General features: G+C 59.4%; 17 protein-coding genes. 3 read left to right on the forward strand and 14 right to left on the reverse strand.

The genetic code is table 11. From position 1 onward, the window contains the following. Positions 1-38: 38 nt before the first annotated feature. On the reverse strand, positions 39-848 hold the full coding sequence (locus tag JOE34_RS25120; RefSeq protein ID WP_057445469.1) for a class I SAM-dependent methyltransferase: 810 nt from the start codon (positions 846-848) through the stop codon (positions 39-41). A 96-nt stretch (positions 849-944) separates the two neighbouring features. On the opposite strand from JOE34_RS25120, the gene JOE34_RS25125 reads away from it, so the two are divergent. Next, positions 945-1,568, forward strand: a complete 624-nt coding sequence (locus JOE34_RS25125; RefSeq protein ID WP_003391131.1) for a hypothetical protein — start codon at positions 945-947, stop codon at positions 1,566-1,568. An 11-nt stretch (positions 1,569-1,579) separates the two neighbouring features. On the opposite strand, the gene JOE34_RS25130 is transcribed toward JOE34_RS25125, so the two are convergent. The 6 genes from JOE34_RS25130 to ppc all read right to left on the reverse strand — a co-directional run bounded on the left by JOE34_RS25130 (position 1,580) and on the right by ppc (position 8,162). Further along, positions 1,580-2,269: an extensin family protein gene (locus JOE34_RS25130; RefSeq protein WP_003391133.1), complete on the reverse strand. Its 690-nt coding sequence runs from the start codon at positions 2,267-2,269 to the stop codon at positions 1,580-1,582. 133 nt (positions 2,270-2,402) lie between these two features. After that, positions 2,403-3,266 (reverse strand): DUF72 domain-containing protein, encoded by an 864-nt coding sequence (locus JOE34_RS25135; RefSeq protein ID WP_057445470.1) that lies wholly within the window; start codon positions 3,264-3,266, stop codon positions 2,403-2,405. Between the two features lie 2 nt (positions 3,267-3,268). Beyond that, positions 3,269-3,580, reverse strand: coding sequence for a hypothetical protein (locus JOE34_RS25140; protein ID WP_003391136.1), 312 nt, complete (start codon positions 3,578-3,580; stop codon positions 3,269-3,271). Between the two features lie 248 nt (positions 3,581-3,828). Further along, a complete protein-coding gene (gene tsaB, locus JOE34_RS25145; protein ID WP_057445471.1) occupies positions 3,829-4,503 on the reverse strand; it encodes a tRNA (adenosine(37)-N6)-threonylcarbamoyltransferase complex dimerization subunit type 1 TsaB in 675 nt (224 codons plus the stop codon). A 92-nt stretch (positions 4,504-4,595) separates the two neighbouring features. After that, positions 4,596-5,243: an adenylate kinase gene (gene adk / locus JOE34_RS25150; protein WP_003314266.1), complete on the reverse strand. Its 648-nt coding sequence runs from the start codon at positions 5,241-5,243 to the stop codon at positions 4,596-4,598. 282 nt (positions 5,244-5,525) lie between these two features. Further along, the gene (ppc, locus tag JOE34_RS25155; RefSeq protein ID WP_003422016.1) at positions 5,526-8,162 is read right to left on the reverse strand and encodes a phosphoenolpyruvate carboxylase; all 2,637 of its coding nucleotides are present in this window, start codon (positions 8,160-8,162) and stop codon (positions 5,526-5,528) included. A gap of 380 nt (positions 8,163-8,542) precedes the next feature. Here ppc and JOE34_RS25160 point away from each other — a divergent pair, with 380 nt between their 5' ends. Both JOE34_RS25160 and JOE34_RS25165 read left to right on the forward strand, forming a co-directional pair. Then, the gene (locus JOE34_RS25160; protein WP_003314262.1) at positions 8,543-8,956 is read left to right on the forward strand and encodes a DUF4398 domain-containing protein; all 414 of its coding nucleotides are present in this window, start codon (positions 8,543-8,545) and stop codon (positions 8,954-8,956) included. A gap of 59 nt (positions 8,957-9,015) precedes the next feature. Next, positions 9,016-9,798 (forward strand): OmpA family protein, encoded by a 783-nt coding sequence (locus tag JOE34_RS25165; RefSeq protein ID WP_003314261.1) that lies wholly within the window; start codon positions 9,016-9,018, stop codon positions 9,796-9,798. A 79-nt stretch (positions 9,799-9,877) separates the two neighbouring features. Here the strand turns inward: JOE34_RS25165 and JOE34_RS25170 are convergent, their stop codons facing one another. From JOE34_RS25170 to JOE34_RS25200, 7 genes are all read right to left on the reverse strand, one after another. After that, positions 9,878-10,198, reverse strand: coding sequence for a hypothetical protein (locus tag JOE34_RS25170; protein WP_003314260.1), 321 nt, complete (start codon positions 10,196-10,198; stop codon positions 9,878-9,880). Further along, positions 10,195-11,091, reverse strand: coding sequence for an alpha/beta hydrolase (locus JOE34_RS25175; protein ID WP_122336034.1), 897 nt, complete (start codon positions 11,089-11,091; stop codon positions 10,195-10,197). The genes JOE34_RS25170 and JOE34_RS25175 overlap by 4 nt, the downstream gene beginning before the upstream one ends. Before the next feature lie 203 nt (positions 11,092-11,294). Continuing rightward, positions 11,295-12,572 (reverse strand): flavohemoglobin expression-modulating QEGLA motif protein, encoded by a 1,278-nt coding sequence (locus JOE34_RS25180; RefSeq protein ID WP_003339622.1) that lies wholly within the window; start codon positions 12,570-12,572, stop codon positions 11,295-11,297. A gap of 135 nt (positions 12,573-12,707) precedes the next feature. Next, the gene (locus JOE34_RS25185; RefSeq protein ID WP_003391149.1) at positions 12,708-13,433 is read right to left on the reverse strand and encodes a TetR family transcriptional regulator; all 726 of its coding nucleotides are present in this window, start codon (positions 13,431-13,433) and stop codon (positions 12,708-12,710) included. Between the two features lie 91 nt (positions 13,434-13,524). Continuing rightward, complete coding sequence (lysS, locus tag JOE34_RS25190) at positions 13,525-15,027, reverse strand: lysine--tRNA ligase (RefSeq protein ID WP_003415497.1); 1,503 nt, start codon at positions 15,025-15,027, stop codon at positions 13,525-13,527. Between the two features lie 69 nt (positions 15,028-15,096). Then, a protein-coding gene (gene prfB, locus JOE34_RS25195) for a peptide chain release factor 2 (RefSeq protein ID WP_096114110.1) occupies positions 15,097-16,192 on the reverse strand; the annotation gives its coding sequence in 2 pieces (ribosomal slippage) (positions 15,097-16,119 and positions 16,121-16,192; 1,095 coding nt in all). 117 nt (positions 16,193-16,309) lie between these two features. Beyond that, a complete protein-coding gene (locus JOE34_RS25200) occupies positions 16,310-17,314 on the reverse strand; it encodes a PleD family two-component system response regulator (protein WP_003314254.1) in 1,005 nt (334 codons plus the stop codon). Between the last annotated feature and the right edge of the window lie 39 nt (positions 17,315-17,353).

Here is a 17,353-nt window from a genome sequence, read left to right on the forward strand (position 1 = left end):
GCGCATCTGCGTTTGACTCGGGCTGTCGACGATAGGCGCTATGCACCGCTCTCGTCTGTGGCTGCCTTGGGCTTCAAAGCCTTCTTCGGGTAGATGTCGTAGCGGCTGGATTTGCCGTCCAGCGCATAGCCCGGCTTGACGCCGTCGATGCAGGGGGCCTTGCGCGGGCGTTTGACCACCACGCGGTGGGTGGCAAGCGCCAGTGCGGCTTCCAGCAACGCAGGCGCGTCCATGTCATCACCGACCAGCGGCCGGAACAGACGCATCTCCTTTTTCACCAGCGCGGTCTTTTCCCGGTGCGGGAACATAGGGTCCAGGTAGATCACCTGGGGCGGCTCCCCTGTCCAGGCGCGGATGATGTCGATCGAGTTGCCGGTCAACAGGCGCATCCGGGCAATGATGGAGCCGACGTCACGATCACCGCGCCCACGGGCCAGACCATCTTCCAGCAATGCAGCGATAATCGGCTGACGCTCGATCAGGCTCATGTCGCAGCCCAGACTTGCCAGCACGAACGCATCCTTGCCAAGACCTGCCGTTGCGTCCAGCACGCTGGGGCGAATGCCCGGCTGAATACCGACCGCCTTGGCAATCATCTGCCCGGTCCCGCCGCCGAATAGCCGCCGGTGAGCCACCGCGCCCTCGACAAAATCGACACGTACGGCGCCCGGTGCATCATCGCCCAACTGCTGCAATTGCAGCCCGTGGTCAGTCAATTGCAGCGCAAAATCAGCGCACGCATCGCTCAACGGCAGGCCTAGGCGCTGCGCCCACTGCGCCGCCTGCTCCTGTTCGCCAACGGCCAGGGCTTCGACCCGGATACGACTGCCTGCTTGCTGATCAATCATTGCGCTTACACACTCAAAAATTGTTAATGATCGGCAAAATCTGCCGATAACCAAGTATCCGGCATTTTGCCAGACCCAAGGCCAGTACTGATCGCTATGTCAGAGATTGTTCAATCATCCATCGGCTATTTGTCGCACTCAGGCGACTTTAGCGTACGCAACAGCCGCACACTGGGTGCTGTGACGCAGCTGTGGTCGGATGCATTTGCCCGGGCGATGGCGGATCAGGTCAGTGAAAGCCCTTCAGTACCCGTGCATCCGACGGCTGTTGAGGTGGATGTAGAGACGGGCGAACCGGTCGCTGGTGCAAAAACCCTGAGCAAGATCGTCGAGCAACGTACCTGCCCGGTCACCGACACCGAGGTCAAGCCTCCAGAGCCGCTGTTCCTGCCGATTGCCGAATTCGACCTTGATCTGCTGCCTCCGCCTGCCGAGCCGTTCAGCATGGCTGAAATGATCGAACAGCAACGCCATCTGGAATTCGAGAGCCATTGGGTACGCCCTACCGTTCTGAACCCTTATGACGATAGCGTCAAACCAGGCCCTGGCCCGCAGCCACGCCCGCTGCATCTGCCGATTGCCGAATTCGAATGGGAACTGGCCGACAAGCCTGCCCAGCCGCTGGATGAGCAGACCATTGCCGCCCAACAGCGTCAGTTCGACTACGAGAACGGCTGGGCACGTCCGCTGATCCTGCAGAACCTGCGGATGGCGGCCTAAGCCCCGAACGCTTACTTACACACCGACCAGCGCCCCATGTCGACGTGAAAATGATCGCGATGCGCCGCGTTGTAATCCGGCCCGAGCACCGTACTGAAGTTTTTGCAGGCACCGTCACGTAACAGCCTTAGAAAACGCCCCTTGTCCCCCTCATCGCCCCAATCCTTGAGAACACCGATGCGCTGACCGTCTGCCAGGCGAAAACCTGCCATGTCCAGCGCATTGGCCGTGGCGTGCTGGCTGAGCCGAGCATTGGCGCGGTTGTAGATGTTGCGGCAGGCAAAGCTGCCCAAGTGATCGATCCGCGCTACCCGCTGGCCGAAAACGGCCTGAGCCGCAGGTTGCAATGTGTGGATATCAAACAGCGCATAGGCGACCGCCAACGGGCAACTGGCCAGAAAGCTACTGCTCAGCGCCACGTCGCCCCCCTGAATACGCAGAGTATTTTGCAGAGGGCAACGAGCAGAAGGATCACTGTCGGCCTGGCGACTGAAACGCAACCCCGACGAACTCAGTACCTGATCGCACAGTGCGGGATCGTTGCGCAGTCGCGACAGCTTGTAAGACGTCAGAAAGTTGGGCTCGGCCCGCACATCCAGCGGTGCCCATGGGTTCCAGCGCTCGGGGACATCGACCCAGCCACGCCAGACCGCGAACGCAGCCATTGCGCAGAGCAGCAGGAATACCAGCAGCACGCGCATGCTCAACCCTTGGACTGGGCAACAGATGCGAATCGGATGAAGCGTTTACAAACAGGGGCAAAACAGCGCAGTTGCGAATCCATAAGCGGGCTCTCCACAAGGTCGGACTTCATCAGCCCACACCTGGAAGACCTCAGAGCAAGCCCAACTGTTCCACCTGAGGCCCGCGGTCCAGTTCGAACAATGCCGGCAAGCCAGGCAATCGCGCCATCAGTTGCTGATGAAAGCGCATGGCCTGCTCGGCAGCCCTGATGTTGTCCGGGGTGTGCAGGAACACATACGGCGTGCGCCCCTCTTCGATCCACACGGCAACCTTTTCCACCCAATGCTGCAGAAACTGATCGTTGGCCTCCAGGTCCGGACCGCCGATGAAGCGCACTTGGGGAAACAGGGTCAGCGCAGCCGGACGAGGCGGCACCTTGGGCTTTTTCGATTGGGCGTGCAGGACTGCAGGGTCAGTCGATACACAGCTGAACAATGCCCGGGAATCGAGGCAGATGCGCTCGACGCCTCGGTCCAGCAACAGGCGATTGAGCATGCGCTCTTCGTCACCCTTCATGAAAAACGCCATATTGCGCACTTCCACGGCCAGCGGCACGTTGAGCTCGTCGAGAAAGCCGGCCAGCTCGGCCAGACGCTGCGGCGTGAAGCTGGCGGGCAACTGCAGCCAGAACGGCGCGATACGCCCGCCCAGCGGCGCAAGCAGGCGAATAAACTCTTCAGCGGCGCCCACCTGCTCACGAAGATCGCCATTGTGGCTGATGTCTTTATGGAATTTGGCGGTGAAGCGAAAATCGTCGGGCATTGTTTCTGCCCAACGCTGCACCGTGGTGGCGGCGGGACGGGCATAGAACGTGGTATTGCCTTCGACAGCGTTGAATACCTGAGTGTAGAGATTCAGGAAATCATTGGGGCGGGCATCTGCGGGGTACAGCGAATCTCGCCAGGCGTTTTCACTCCATGACGGACAACCGACGTAGTAAGGCAGAAGAGACACAATCAGACGTGCAGATCGAGCCCCGATACTTCAAGGTCCCAATCGACAAAACTGGCAGTGGCCATATAACTGGCCAGCGCATGGGCGACACGAGAGCTCATGGAGCGCGGGAAAATGATGTCTTGCGGACGCGCAGGTACGTTGGCGGTGCTGCCAATCGTTGAATCACCCGTTTCACGGCGAGCGCGCGCTGGAGGCGGCGGCAGCTCGGCATCAACTACGACTTCCTCAAAAGAACCTTCGACGATCGAAGGCGTTTTCTGCGGCTTTCGCTTGATGGGATACGAGCGTGATGAGGTTCCGTCTATGCGCATCGATTATGTACTCGGCGTCGATAGTGGCAATTTAGCGTTACTGCCTTGTAGTTCGCAAATTGCTTAACGATAACTAGACCACATATATTGCAAATTGTTATCGCCAAATGAGATTAAAGACCATTCAGACGATAAACGGTAGATGGCAAACTGATATTTTTCAAAAACTGGCTGACTGGTTGGCGGGTATCGAAAAGACATCCTCATGAAAGCGGCAGGCTGTCGTGCAATCCCCGCCCCCCGTTCATTCAACGCGCCTTCGGCGTAGCCACCTTGTCACGCAGGTAAACCGGCTGAGCGTCATCTGCAGGCAGGGCCTCGCCGCGGTGCCAGGCAAAGGTCGCCAGCGTCAACAGATCCTGCGCGTGCGGCAGCATGGCTGCATCATGACCTGCCAGGCTGACCGGAATACGCTCTGCGTAGCCCCAGCCCGTACCGGCACCAAACCATTGACCGCTGGTCTGCGCAGGCAGCGTGGCCAGTTCGGGCGCCATCACAGCTTCGTCGCCCAACAGACGCATCTCGCCAGCGGTCTCGTGATAGCAGCCCCAGTACACCTCGTCCATGCGCGCATCGATGGCCGATGCCACTTGCGACACGCCGTGCTCGCGCCAGGCGCGCTGCGCCAGTACGGCGAGGTTCGAAACAGGCAGTACCGGACGTTCCAGGGCGAATGCCAAGCCTTGCACGACGCCGATGGCAATACGTACACCGGTGAATGCACCAGGCCCGCGTCCGAAAGCGATGGCGTCCAGCGCCGACATGGCAATGCCCGCCTCAGCCATCAGGGTTTTGATCATGGGCAGCAGCCGCTGGGCGTGCAGGCGCGGAATCACCTCGTAGTGGCTCAGCACCTTGCCGTCATGCAGCAAAGCGACCGAGCAGGCTTCAGTGGCGGTGTCCAGGGCCAGCAAGGTGGTCATCGGTGTTTCCGTCGTGGTCAATGTGAAAAAGTGCAGCAGTATAAATGACAAATGGCCCGCAAGCGGGCCATTTATTGTTCAGACCGAGAGCCTTACTTAAGAGCTTCCAGTACTTTTGCAGTGATGTCCTCAACCGAACCGACGCCCGGAATATGGCTGCACTTGGGCTTGCCGTTCTTCGCTTCCAGCTTGCTGTAGAACTCGACCAGCGGCTTGGTCTGGGCGTGGTACACCGACAGGCGATGACGCACGGTCTCTTCGACGTCGTCCTTGCGCTGCAGCAGCGGCTCACCAGTCACATCATCGATACCTTCAACCTTCGGTGGATTGAAGATGGTGTGGTAAATGCGCCCGGAACCTTCGTGAACCCGGCGGCCGGACATGCGCTTGACGATTTCTTCGTCATCGACGGCGATTTCCAGCACATGGTCGATTTCCAGACCGGCTTTCAACAGGGCTTCGGCCTGTGGAATGGTGCGCGGGAAACCATCGAACAGCACGCCGTTCGCGCAGTCCGGCTCGGCCAGACGGTCCTTGATCAGGCCGATGATCAGATCATCGGAAACCAGACCGCCCGAGTCCATAACGCTTTTGGCCTTAAGGCCCAGCTCGGTTTCAGCCTTGACTGCAGCGCGCAGCATGTCGCCTGTCGAAACCTGCGGGATGCCGAACTTTTCAGTGATGAATTTTGCCTGAGTACCTTTACCGGCCCCGGGAGCTCCCAGCAGAATCACGCGCATCGTCATGCTCCTCAAATTTTTTATAGTGAAATCATCGGATTCGCCTCGGGGGCCAATCTAAAAAATGAATCAGGCCAATAGGCCGAAAGGCTGATCAAGATACACAGCAGACCGAGGCCGCACAAGCCGCCGAAAGTCGCAGTAACCGCAGGCGTACCGGCTTGTCAGCCTTGATTTCAGAGTGACATGACCTGTATCAAGGTTTACGGCAGGCCAGCCTGCAAATCCCACCCTGGCCATCGCCGGACCAAAAAGGCCCGACGATGGCATCGGCCTGATCCATCAGCCCGTATTGCGCAGACCGGCAGCAATTCCCGCTACAGACACCAGCAGCGCCAGTTCCAGAGGACTGTCCAGACTGGCTTCACGATTACGCGAACGCGACAACAGCTCTGCCTGAAGCAAATGCAACGGGTCAAGGTAGGTGTTGCGCAGGCTGATGAATTCCAGCGTTTCAGGGCTATGGGCCAGCAGTTGCGTCTGCCCGGTCAGCCCCAGAACCACATTGCACGCCTGCGACAATAGGTCGCGTAAATGTGCGCCCAAATGTTGCAGCTCAGCGCTGACCAGACGTTCGTCATAGAGTCGGGCGATGTCCGCATCGGCTTTGGCGAGGACCATTTCCAGCATGTCGATGCGCGTTCTGAAGAACGGCCACTGCTCACGCATCTGCGCCAGTACCTCGCCTTCCCCGCGCTCCAGTGCCTTGCTCAGTGCAGCCTCCCAGCCCAGCCAGGCGGGCAGCATCAGACGCGTCTGCGTCCAGGCGAAGATCCACGGAATGGCACGAAGACTCTCTACACCGCCCTCGCGGCGCTTGGCCGGACGGCTGCCAAGTGGCAAACGCCCCAGTTCCTGCTCGGGTGTCGCCTGACGGAAATACTCGACGAATTCCGGGTTCTCGCGCACCACGGCGCGATAGGCGCTGACCCCGTCGCCGGCCATCTGGTCCATCATCGTCCGCCACGCCGGTTGTGGAGGTGGCGGCGGCAACAGGGTCGCTTCCAGCACGGCGGCCAGATAGAGATTGAGGTTCTGCTCGGCGATGTCCGGCAGACCGAATTTGAAACGAATCATTTCCCCTTGCTCGGTGGTCCGGAAGCGCCCGGCCACAGAACCCGGCGGCTGCGACAGAATCGCCGCGTGCGCCGGACCGCCGCCACGACCGACTGTACCGCCGCGGCCGTGGAACAGCAGTAATTCAACCTGCTGCTCGCGGCAGATCTCCACCAGTCTTTCCTGGGCACGATACTGCGCCCAGGCCGCCGCCGTCGTGCCGGCATCCTTGGCCGAGTCGGAATAGCCGATCATCACCTCTTGCGGGCCGTGCAGACGCGAGCGATAGCCCGGCAGCCCGAGCAGTGTCTCGATCACCGGACCGGCGTTATCCAGGTCGGCCAGGGTCTCGAACAGCGGTACCACACGCATGGGCCGCTGCAGCCCGGATTCCTTGAGCAGCAGTTGCACGGCCAGCACATCCGAGGCCGAACCGGCCATCGAGATCACATAAGACCCCAGCGACGCCGCCGGAGCGGCCGCCACCTCCCGACAGGTTGCCAGCACCTCTGCGGTATCGGCTGCCGGCTTGAAGTAGCTCGGCAGCAGCGGCCTGCGGTTATTCAATTCACGCAACAGAAAGTCGATACGGGTCTGCTCATCCCACTCTTCGTAGCGACCCAGCCCCAGATAATCAGTGATTTCGGTCATCGCTGCGCAGTGACGGCTGGAATCCTGGCGAACATCCAGACGCACCAGGAACAGACCGAATGTGACGGCCCGACGCAAGCAATCCAGAAGCGGCCCGTCGGCGATCACACCCATGCCGCATTCGTGCAGCGACTGGAAGCACAGCATCAGCGGGTCGAGCAGTTCACGGTTGTCTTGCAGCACCGCTTCCGGCGCAGGCAGGGTTTCGCTTAGTGAGGCATTGGCCCAGTTGCGCGTCGCACGCAAGCGCTCGCGCAGGCGTTTGAGTTCCGCTCGATAAGGCTCGGCGCTGTCACCCACGCTGGCACGCAGAGCGTCGCTAGCCTGCTGCATCGACAGTTCTGCGGCGAGATTGTCCACGTCACGCAAATACAGGTCAGCCGCCATCCAGCGCGCCAGCAACAGCACTTCGCGGGTGACCGCAGCCGTGACATTCGGGTTGCCGTCACGATCGCCGCCCATCCATGAAGCAAAACGGATCGGCGCGGCTTCCAGGGGCAGATGCAGGCCGGTGGCTGCATGCAGCGCATGGTCAGCCTTGCGCAGGTAGTTTGGAATGGCGTGCCAGAGCGAGTGTTCAATGACCGCGAAACCCCATTTGGCTTCATCGACCGGGGTGGGTCGGATGCGCCGGATCTCTTCGGTGTGCCAGGCCTCGGCAATCAGCCGCTGCAGGCGCGAAGTAATCTGTGTGCGCTCGATACTGTTGAGATCGCGATGATCCAGTGCGGCGAGCTGCGCAGCGATGGCATCGTATTTCTGGATCAGCGTGCGACGTGCTACCTCGGTCGGGTGCGCAGTCAGCACCAGCTCGATTTCCAGCTTGCTCAGCTGGCGTGCCAGAGCGTCCGGTGAATGACCTTCGACTTTGAGACGATCAAGCAGCTCGGGCAGTACTCGCGATTCGAATGGCAGCGGCTGTTTATCGTCGCGGCGGTGCATGAGCTGATACTGCTCGGCAATATTGGCTAGGTTGAGAAACTGGTTGAAGGCACGCGCAACCGGCAGCAGTTCGTCATCACCCAGCCCGTCGACGCTGGAACTGAGCTGTTCAGCCCCTTCCGCCGAACCACGTCTGCCCGCTTTGGCGCCTTTGCGAATACGCTCGATCTTGTCGAGAAATTCAGCGCCTCGCTGCTCACGAATCGTATTCCCCAACAGCTCACCCAACAGGTGAACGTCTTCGCGCAGACGCGCATCGATATCGGCCATCGTTCCTCTCCCGTTTTTTATCTGGGCTCAGTTGCGTACCCGCTCGGCAGCACGGGCGTACGTGAATTCAAATCCGCTGTGCCAACAGTGCACCAAAAGCCTGCAATTGGACAAATGCTTCAGCAAAAACCTGAACGCCATCAGGGTCATTGATCGTGGCTCCACACCCCTTAATATGATGACCAACATATTGGCATTCATCTGAAGGCTTCTGAAAATTCCTGACCGGCCAGTAGATATTTATCTGAACTATTCAAAAACCGTGAAGGTCGGAACATTTAACCATTACAGGAAAGCCCGAAAGGCAGTAGGCGGTTGTAGAACCTGATGCCCGGACTTGATGCAACGACTGTCATGGATAACCACGTTGGAGTCAGACATTGGAGTTGATCAACATGAACACCTTAACTGCCAAAACCAAATTCAAAGGCCTGCGCGGCCTCAAGTTAGCTGCGCTGGCACTCGGTAGCACCTTTATCCTGGCCGGTTGTGCCGGTAACCCGCCTTCCGAGCAGTACGCGGTTTCGCAATCGGCCGTCAACAGCGCTGTCAGCGCTGGCGGTACCGAGTTCGCGGCGGTGGAAATGAAGTCGGCTCAGGACAAGCTCAAAGCTGCTGATCTGGCCATGCAGGATCATAAATACGAAGAAGCACGCCGACTGTCTGAACAGGCCGAGTGGGACGCTCGTGTAGCAGAACGTAAATCTCAGGCCGCCAAAGCTGCCAAGGCCGTGCAGGACGCTCGTCAAGGCGTCAACGAACTCCGTGAAGAAGGCCTGCGTCAGGTGCAGTGATTGCCCCGCACACCCTTCCGTTTTCATGAATTCGTAACTGATTAAAGGACGACCTTATTATGCGCAAACAATTGATGATCCCTGCTCTGCTGGCCATGAGCGTTGCCCTGGCAGCCTGTGCAACCAAGCCAAACCCTAACCTGGAACAGGCTCGCAGCAACTTCACCGCGCTGCAGACCAATCCTCAGGCCACCCAAGTCGCCGCCCTTGAAACCAAGGACGCCAGCGAATGGCTGACCAAGGCAGAACAAGCCTTCCGCAACGATGACGACGTACAGAAAGTCGACCAACTGTCGTACCTGACCAACCAGCGTATCGAACTGGCCAAGCAGACCATCGCCCTGCGGACTTCTGAAGCAGCGCTGCAAAACGCTTCTGCCGACCGTGCAAAAGCACGCCTGGAAGCACGTGACGCACAGATCGCCGCATTGAAAAACAGCCTGAACGCCAAGCAGACCGAACGCGGTACGCTGGTAACTTTCGGTGACGTGCTGTTCGACTACAACAAGGCCGAACTGAAGCCAACCGCCCAGGGCGACATTGGCAAGCTGGCTGGTTTCCTGCAGGAAAACCCGGACCGTAAAGTGATTGTCGAAGGCTACACCGACAGCACTGGTTCGGCTTCCTACAACCAGTCGTTGTCCGAGCGTCGCGCCAACTCGGTGCGTATGGCTCTGGTACGCATGGGTGTAGACCCAGCGCGCATTGTGACCATGGGTTATGGCAAGGAATACCCGGTTGCTGACAACTCCAGCAACTCGGGCCGCGCCATGAACCGTCGTGTGGAAGTCACCATCTCCAACGACAACCAGCCTGTTGCACCACGCTCTTCGATGAAATAAGCGACTGAGCTGCTGCACCGAAGCCCCGCCTGCGCATACAGGCGGGGCTTTTTCATGGGCGAGGGTTTTTGCGGCTGTCTTATTGCCGAGGCGTTTGCTGGCCGAGGCAACGCACTGCCTGCCTGCGATCATCGATCAATACGCCCGACAGACCTTTCCGCGACGTATCGAACAACACCAGTACGCCATCAACGCATTGCGCGACCTCGGCGGCTGGCGTGGCAGCGACCTTGTAATCCTCGCCGGGGACGGTTTTGAGCAGGGTGAATTCACCGAGCAGCAGTGCATCCTCGGGCTTTGCGAAGTGCAGGTAGCCGTAAAACCACAGACAGCCCACCGTGCCGATGACGGCACCCACCGCGCTGAGGATCATGCCGTTGAGGTTACGCTCGCGGCTCATGGCGCTGGCGGTGTTGCAGGGGTCGGGTAGTTGGGCACTTCCGCGAGGCGGCGCAGGCCGTTGAAATGCGTCGGGTCGTCCAGGTAGCGCAGCATCACCTGACGCCAGAGAGGGTCTGCGAACGTCTGTACGTGTTCGCCGCGGGTCAATTGCAATACGCGCGGTGGCGGCGCGGCCTTGTACAGCTCGATGCCGTTGGCGAGCGGCACCAGCGTGTCGTCCATGCTGTGAAAGATCAGCATCGGTGTGCCAGCCAGTTTTGGCAGGCCGTTGACCGCGCTGTCGGCCTCCGGGATCAGCCAGGACAAGGGCGCTTTCAATGGCCAGGTCAGCCACGACTTGCTCAGCGAGTTTCGCGCGACACTGCGGTAGCTGGCCGGCACGCTGTCCAGCACCAGCGCCTTGAGCCGCGAGCGCTCCTGCGGGTGTTCGGACAGGTAATGCACCGCCAGCGCCCCACCAATGCTTTGCCCCAGCACCACAAGCGGTTTGCCTTGCACTTGCGGTGCAGTGTTCAGCCAGTCGAAAGCGGCCTGAACGTCCTCGTAGACCGCTGGCAGGCTTGGCTCGCCCTGCGACTCGCCATAGCCACGGTAATCCAGCATCAACACCTGATAACCCTGCTCGGGTAACCACCAGACGCCTCCAAGATGCCAGGACAGGTTGCCACCGTTGCCATGCAGGTGCAGCACCGTACCCTTCACCGGCACGCCTTCCTTGGCGGGCAGCCACCAGCCATGCAGGCGCGTACCGTCGGCAGCGGTGAGGTTCACGTCCTGATACTGCAGGCGCGCCTTGTCGGGTGTGAACGGAACACCTTGCTCGGGATAGAACAACATCGAACTGCAACCGGTGAGCGCAAGGACCAGCGTGAAGATGCCGAGCAGTTTCAAATGAGGTTTCCTTGTTGTTTTCATCGCCACATCACTGCCGAGCTGGTGCGAGACTCAGATTCTCGTTCCCATGTTCCGCGAGCATTGGCCGATAGGCATAGTCATGAGCTTTCGGAGAATGTACCTCTCCTTCGCGAACAAGTTCGCTCCTACGGCCTTCGGCCAGAGTCAAAAACAGGCTGGCGTACAGCAAAGATCGCTGCCTACAAAATATTCGAGTAATCCGCTTCGATACGGTCCAGGCTCAGGTGGTTGAGGAAGTTGGAGAAGCACATCCAGGCTGACAGGGCGTTCATGTCACGGAACTGCTCGGGCAAGTACTTGGGTGCGACCACCAACCCTTCGTCCACCAGTTGGCGCAGGGTACGCATATCTTCCAGCGTGGTCTTGCCGCAGAACAGCAGCGGCACCTGTTCGAGCTTGCCCTTGCGCACGGCGAGCTGAATGTAGTTGTAGACCATGATGAAGCCCTTCAGGTAGGACAGGTCCTTGGTGAACGGCAGGCCGTTGGGCACCGAACCGCGGAAGACGCGACTGGCATTGCCGTAGCTCTCCGACATGCCAAAGCCCTGCTCCTGGTAAAACTCGAACACCTGCAGAAAATCGGCACCCTGCTCGGCCATGTGAATGGCGCGCGTGCGATTGGTCAGCTTGCGCAGGCGGCTCGGATAGGATGCAAAGGCGATGACTTCCATGAGAATCGCCAGGCCTTCCTGCGTCACCGTCGAGGATGGCGGGCCTTTGGACAAGAACGTACAGATCGGCTGGTTTTGCCCGTTCAGCGTGGTGCCCACGTGCACCAGCCCTTCGTGCACTTCCAGCGCGCGTACATCGCGTTCGTTGAACATCGCGTCGGTGCGGATCTTGATGTAATCGGCACCGGCAGCTGCATCGGCGACGATCCCGTCGGATTCGAAAACCCGGATGGTCTCCTCGGCCTCACCGAACACGCGGTTCAGGCGCGATTGCAGCAGCGAAACAGCGTCCTTGGCGGTGAGCGTTTTCGGCTCGTCCTTCAGGTCGCCGCGTCCGGCAATGTTGTTCAGGTAATCCGAAAGCATCAAGCCAAGATCGGCCAGCGTCGGATCACCCGCATGAAAAGCGTCGGATGCCGCGCCGTACAATTCCTGAGAAATCAGCCCGAAGTCGGACGTACCGCGTGCCTCAAGCATACGCACCACCATGCGGTACTCACGGCACATGCGGCGCATGATCTGCCCGACCGGGTTGAACTGCCCCAGTTGACGCGTAACGTCGCGCTCGATGTTCTGAAACTCTTGCTTCAAGGCGGAAGAGTCGAAACCCAGCGGACGGTTTTCGTAATAGGCGCGGTCCACGGCAGGCAGCGCCTTGCCCTTGGCGGCCAGAAACTCCTTGCGGACGTTCTCATCCCATTTAACTGCATCCAGAATGCGAATCGGCGTCTGTGCAACGACGATCCGATCCGATAAAGCACGAATAGTCTGTTGATACTCGTCCACCGGTACTCCTTGGCTGGCTGTCACGCTACTGCTTGGCGGCGAGGAACAACACGCCACCGCTGGAAAAATATCGAAACTGGCAGGATCGTCAAACCGTCTGAACAGCCGATCCGGGGCACTCGCGCAGCAGTATAGTCACCCTCGAAGCGGCTGCGGGGTCCCCAGGACCAGACGCATCTGCCGGGTCAGGATACAGAGCATTTCTTCGTCGGCTTGACGCTGCGGCCCATGCAGCAGGCCTTGATACTCAATGCGACGGATAAGCCCCGTCAACACCTGAGCATCCTGATAGGGCTGCAGGGAACCGAGCACCTGGAAAAACTGACAACTGCCTTGCAGCAAAATTTCCTGGTGGGCCATGACCAATGGCGTCAGGCGCGGGTTGATCAGTGCTTCGTGGTAGAACGCCTGTTCGGCGATCAGATAGTCACGCCGGGTCAGCAGTTGATGGCGAATGTGCTCCATCACCATACGCGCGATGTCGTCCGCCAGACGAAAACGGTCGGTCGGACTACCGGAACTGCGGCTCATCATTTCGCGCAGAATGCCTTCGGTGTTCTGCCACAGCCGCACCAGATAGTCAGCGCTGCGCTGTACATACTGGGCGAAGGCATCGGTCAGCAGATCATCAATGTCCTTGAAGTAATAGGTGGTTGCCGACAGCGGCACACTGGCTTCAGCGGCCACTGCGCGATGGCGCACGGCGCGTACGCCGTCACGCACCACGATACGCATGGCGGCATCGAGAATGACCTGCCTGCGCTGCTCACTGCCCTCGCGCGCAGCCTTGCGGCCCTGATACTTGACACTTTTGGCCACCGCGCTCGCTACTCCGGCGGCCCCTTCTCTGGCAATCGTCACGACAGCTTCCTTATAAGTCGCTCTGAAATGAGTCGATCTGAAAAACACCTAAAAAAAAGCCGCCCATTGAAGGCGGCTGTTTTAACACTGATTACGCTTGCGGGCGCATATGCGGGAAGAGAATCACGTCGCGGATCGACGGCGAGTCGGTGAGCAGCATCACCAACCGGTCGATACCGATCCCCTCGCCTGCCGTCGGCGGCATGCCGTACTCCAGCGCACGGACGAAGTCGGCGTCGTAGTGCATGGCTTCGTCGTCACCGGCATCCTTGTCGGCCACCTGCGCCTGGAAGCGTTCGGCCTGGTCTTCGGCGTCGTTGAGCTCGGAGTAGGCGTTGGCAATTTCGCGACCGCCGATGAACAGCTCGAAACGGTCGGTGACGTTCGGGTTTTCGTCATTGCGACGCGCCAGCGGCGACACTTCGAACGGGTACTGGGTAATGAAGTGCGGCTGTTCCAGCTTGTGCTCGACCAGCTCTTCGAAAATCATCACCTGCAATTTGCCCAGGCCTTCGAAGCCCAGCACCTTGGCACCGGCCTTTTTCGCAATGGCGCGCGCCTTGTCGATGTCCTGCAGGTCGGCAGCGGTCAGCTCGGGGTTGTACTTGAGGATCGAGTCGAACACCGACAGGCGCACGAACGGTTCGCCAAAGTGGAACACTTTGTCACCATAAGGCACGTCGGTGGTACCCAGCACCAGTTGCGCCAGTTCGCGGAACAGTTCCTCGGTGAGGTCCATGTTGTCTTCGTAATCGGCGTAGGCCTGGTAGAACTCGAGCATGGTGAACTCGGGGTTGTGCCGGGTCGAAACACCTTCGTTACGGAAGTTGCGATTGATCTCGAAGACCTTCTCGAAACCACCGACCACCAGACGCTTGAGGTACAGCTCCGGGGCGATACGCAGGAACATTTCCATGTCCAGCGCGTTGTGGTGGGTTTCGAAGGGCTTGGCCGCCGCGCCGCCGGGAATGGTCTGCAGCATCGGCGTTTCGACTTCGAGGAAGTCGCGCTTCATCAGGAAGCTGCGGATGTGGGCGATGACCTGCGAGCGCACGCGGAAGGTCTCGCGCACTTCCTCGTTGACGATCAGGTCGACGTAACGCTGACGGTAGCGCTGTTCGGTGTCGGTCAGGCCGTGGTGCTTGTCGGGCAGCGGACGCAATGACTTGGTCAGCAGACGAACGCTGGTCATCTCAACGTACAAATCGCCCTTGCCGGAGCGTGCCAGCGTACCTTCGGCAGCGATGATGTCGCCCAGGTCCCAGGTTTTCACCTCGGCCAGGGTTTCTTCAGGCAGGGTCTTGCGGTTGACGTAGACCTGGATGCGCCCGGTCATGTCCTGAATCACCATGAACGAGCCACGGTTGAGCATGATGCGACCGGCAACCTTGACCGGAATCGCTGCCTCTGCCAGTTCTTCCTTGGTCTTGTCGACGTACTGTTTCTGCAGGTCGTTGCAGTAGCTGTCGCGGCGGAAGTCGTTGGGGAAGGCCTGACCCTTGGCACGGCCTGCAGCAAGCTTTTCCTTGCGCAAGGCGATCAGGGTGTTTTCTTCCTGTTGCAGGGCTTGCGGGTCGAGTTGTTGGTCGCTCATGTCTTTAAATATTCCATCACAGGTTCGCCCTCGCCTTGCGACGAGGGACTTGAGGTGTCGGCTGACGGTTTACAGCCCTTGCTTGAGGCTCGCGATCAGGTATTCGTCGATATCGCCATCAAGCACCTTGTCGCAGTCGCTGCGTTCTATGTTGGTCCGCAGGTCCTTGATACGCGAGGCGTCCAGTACGTAGGAACGAATCTGGTGACCCCAGCCGATATCGGACTTGGTGTCTTCGAGCGCCTGGGACGCCGCGTTACGCTTCTGCACTTCCTGCTCATACAAACGGGCCCGCAGCATTTTCATGGCGGTGTCCTTGTTCGCATGCTGGGAACGCTCGTTCTGGCAGCTGACCACGGTATTGGTCGGAACGTGGGTGATACGCACCGCCGAGTCAGTAGTGTTTACGTGCTGACCACCGGCCCCGGAGGAACGGTAAGTGTCGATACGCAGGTCCGCCGGGTTGATGTCGATTTCGATGTTGTCATCGATTTCCGGCGAAACGAATACAGCCGAGAACGAGGTGTGGCGACGGTTGCCGGAGTCGAACGGGCTCTTGCGCACCAGACGGTGAACGCCAATCTCGGTACGCAGCCAGCCAAAGGCATATTCGCCCTTGATGTGCACGGTAGCGCCCTTGATACCGGCGACTTCACCGGCGGACAGTTCCATGATGGTGGCGTCGAAACCGCGCTTGTCAGCCCAGCGCAGGTACATGCGCAGCAGGATATTGGCCCAGTCCTGCGCTTCGGTACCGCCGGAGCCGGCCTGGATGTCCAGGTAAGCATTGTTGGGGTCCATGTCGCCGCTGAACATGCGGCGGAACTCGAGCTTTTCCAGCGATTCGCGCAGGCGCTCGACTTCGGCTGCGACGTCATCGACGGCAGCCTGGTCTTCTTCTTCGGCAGACATCAGCAACAGGTCTTTGGCATCGGTCAGCCCCGAGGACATTTCGTCCAGGGTTTCTACGATCTGCGCCAGCAGGGAGCGCTCGCGCCCCAGTTCCTGGGCGTAGGCCGGATTGTTCCAGACGTTTGGATCTTCGAGCTCGCGGTTGACTTCGGTCAGACGATCATGTTTGTGATCGTAGTCAAAGATACCCCCGAATGGTTTCGGAGCGCTCGGACAAATCCTTGATGCTGTTTAGGATCGGGTTGATTTCCATGGTAGGCAGCACTCGCAGGCGAAATTTTCAAAGCCGACGAGTATACCCCAGGCCGGGCCACGAAAGCAGCCCGTCGGGCAGGCGTTGTGAAGCCTATTTTATCGGCCGCTGCCGGCGTCAGCCAGCCGCGACCTGGTTGCGTCCGTTGTTCTTGGCCTGATAAAGCCCTTTGTCGGCATCCAGAATAAGCTGACGGCTTTGCATCCCGACCTGTGGCGTCATGGTTGCTACACCGATACTCACCGTCAGGCTGGAGCCGGGCACTGGCGCAATGTGCGGGATGTTCATGCCCGCCACGCTTTGGCGCAGCTTCTCTGCCAGCAGACGTGCGCCGCCGGGCGAGGTATTGGGCAGGACCATGGCGAATTCTTCACCGCCGTAGCGTGCTGGCAAATCAGATGGACGACTGCAACTGTTACGGATGGCCTTGGCGACTTGACGCAGGGCCTCGTCGCCCTCCAGGTGGCCGAAGTTATCGTTGTAGGGTTTGAAGTAGTCGACATCGATCATCAGCATCGACAACTGGGATTGCTCGCGAATTGCCCGGCGCCACTCCAGCTCCAGATACTCATCGAAATGACGACGGTTCGACAGCCCTGTGAGGCCATCGGAATTCATCAGGCGCTGCAACACCAGGTTGGTATCGAGCAATTGTTGCTGGCTGACGCGCAGGGCCCGATAGGCCTCGTCGCGCTGCAACAGGGTCATGTACGAGCGCGAGTGATAGCGAATACGCGCAATCAGCTCGATGTTGTCCGGCAGCTTGACCAGATAGTCGTTGGCACCCGCCGTAAACGCCGCGCTCTTGATCAGCGGGTCTTCCTTGGTGGACAGCACGATGATCGGGATATCGCGGGTCAACGGGTTACTGCGGTACTCACGAACCAGCGTCAACCCGTCGAGGCCCGGCATCACCAGATCCTGCAGAATCACCGTCGGCTTAAGCTGCACGGCCTGGGCAATTGCCTGATGCGGGTCGGCACAAAAATGAAAGTCGATAGACTCATGGCCGGCCAGTCCGCGCCGTACAGCTTCACCAATCATGGCCTGATCATCCACCAGAAGCACCATTGCGCTGTTTTCATCCGGTGTCTTGAGCTCATCCGTTTGCAGGTCATTCATGATCTTTCTCCTGATCGCCGACTGCCGCTGAGTTCAGCA

It is taken from the genome of Pseudomonas sp. PvP028, from assembly GCF_017832255.1.
Lineage (GTDB): Bacteria > Pseudomonadota > Gammaproteobacteria > Pseudomonadales > Pseudomonadaceae > Aquipseudomonas > Aquipseudomonas syringae.

Excerpts from the sequence above, each read along its gene's own strand:
- JOE34_RS25120 (WP_057445469.1), bottom strand. The coding sequence starts at position 848 with ATGATTGATCAGCAAGCAGGCAGTCGTATCCGGGTCGAAGCCCTGGCC.
- JOE34_RS25125 (WP_003391131.1), top strand. The coding sequence starts at position 945 with ATGTCAGAGATTGTTCAATCATCCATCGGCTATTTGTCGCACTCAGGC.
- JOE34_RS25130 (WP_003391133.1), bottom strand. The coding sequence starts at position 2,269 with ATGCGCGTGCTGCTGGTATTCCTGCTGCTCTGCGCAATGGCTGCGTTC.
- JOE34_RS25140 (WP_003391136.1), bottom strand. The coding sequence starts at position 3,580 with ATGCGCATAGACGGAACCTCATCACGCTCGTATCCCATCAAGCGAAAG.
- tsaB (WP_057445471.1), bottom strand. The coding sequence starts at position 4,503 with ATGACCACCTTGCTGGCCCTGGACACCGCCACTGAAGCCTGCTCGGTC.
- adk (WP_003314266.1), bottom strand. The coding sequence starts at position 5,243 with ATGCGCGTGATTCTGCTGGGAGCTCCCGGGGCCGGTAAAGGTACTCAG.
- ppc (WP_003422016.1), bottom strand. The coding sequence starts at position 8,162 with ATGGCCGATATCGATGCGCGTCTGCGCGAAGACGTTCACCTGTTGGGT.
- JOE34_RS25165 (WP_003314261.1), top strand. The coding sequence starts at position 9,016 with ATGCGCAAACAATTGATGATCCCTGCTCTGCTGGCCATGAGCGTTGCC.
- JOE34_RS25170 (WP_003314260.1), bottom strand. The coding sequence starts at position 10,198 with ATGAGCCGCGAGCGTAACCTCAACGGCATGATCCTCAGCGCGGTGGGT.
- lysS (WP_003415497.1), bottom strand. The coding sequence starts at position 15,027 with ATGAGCGACCAACAACTCGACCCGCAAGCCCTGCAACAGGAAGAAAAC.
- JOE34_RS25200 (WP_003314254.1), bottom strand. The coding sequence starts at position 17,314 with ATGAATGACCTGCAAACGGATGAGCTCAAGACACCGGATGAAAACAGC.